The organism is Pseudomonas sp. P5_A12 (assembly GCF_056400685.1).
The window spans coordinates 1-1,351 of record NZ_JBFUKU010000570.1; the positions used below are offsets into that span (position 1 = coordinate 1).

Annotated in this window: 1 protein-coding gene; it reads right to left on the bottom strand. The window is 59.6% G+C overall.

Translation table 11 applies throughout. From position 1 onward, the window contains the following. Nucleotides 1–198 precede the first annotated feature (198 nt). The coding region (locus tag AC1DSG_RS31190) for a virulence factor family protein (protein ID WP_477794297.1) at nucleotides 199–1,351 on the bottom strand (1,153 nt) is incomplete at its 5' end.

The following is a 1,351-nucleotide window of genomic DNA, read 5'->3' on the forward strand; positions in this document are numbered from 1 at the left end:
AGGTCAGGACCAATCGAACGGTCTTGACGGCTCGATATCCTCAATGAAAAAAGTGTCCACGTTTCATGGAATGTGGACACTTGGAGTTTCTAGTTTCAAGCAGAGTCAAGACGTTTTGCTTTTGTTATATGTTTGCACATGCAAAAAAGCCCCCACAACCAAACAGCTGCAGGGGCTTTTTCATGCGCGACGCTCAGATCACTCCTGCGCCGTCGCCTCTTCCTTGGCTTGCCGCTTCTCGATGATGTCCACCAGGCGCTTGGCCAACGCCGGATAGTTCTCATCAAAGTGATGCCCGCCAGGCAGTTTTATCGCTTCGCCCACGGCGGTCTTGTCGGTGCAGCCGCTTTCGTCGACTTCTTCTTCACCGTAGATGCACACCACTTTCTCTGGAGGCAGCTTGGCCATTTCTGGGCCGGTGGCGGCTTCTTTGCCGGCGTTGCCGAGCCAGCCTTCGACTTCGATTTCGAAGCTGCCGGTGCGGGCGAAGGCCAACAGGATGATGGCGTCGACGCGTTGCTGTTCCGATTCGGCCAGGCGGTTGTAGATCGCTGGCAGCACGTCGGCGCCAAACGAGTAGCCGGTCAGGATGAAGCGCTTGGTGCCCCATTTCTGCCGGTAGTGTTGCATCAGTTCGGCGAGGTCCAGGGCGCTTTGCTCCGGGCTCTTGTGCTGCCAGTAGTAGCGCAGGGTGTCGATGCCGACTACCGGATAGCCGATCTTGGCCATTTCGCCCGCGACGTCGCGGTCGAGGTCACGCCAGCCGCCGTCGCCGGAGAGGAACAGGGTGACGGTGTCCTTGGCTTGGCCAGCTGGCACTTCGACCACCGGAATCTGCAAGCCACCGGCGGCTTTGTCGCCGCCGACGAGGAGTTTGCGCAGTTCGTTGTTCAGCACTTGTGGCAGGTTGATGTCGTAGTCGCTGATGCTGGTTTCGGCGTTGGGTTGATCGCGCACGAAGCCGGCGCTGGTGTCGTCCGGGTTGTCGTTCCACGCCACCAGCCAGTGGCCGTGAGCAGCGGTTTTCGGCAGCAGGTGGGTGCAGCCACCCTTTTCCAGAGCCAGGTCAACGGAGACGGCTTGAGCCTTGTCGTTCTTCTGTTCGGACAACCAGCGCCAGGCCAGCACGGCGCCGGGGCCGATACCGCTGACCAAGGTTGCCGGGCCTTTGAGTTCTCTGAGGCCTGATTGCAGTGCGCGGCTTTGCAGCAGGCAGTCTTTAGGCAGAATCACTTGAACAATCTGCGCCGAACCGGAGCGGCTCAGAGTCAGCAGTTGTTGATCGCTGAGCTTCTGCTCTTCGTTGACTGCCACCAGTACCTGAGCCTTCGGCGTGGTGCCGGGAATCACC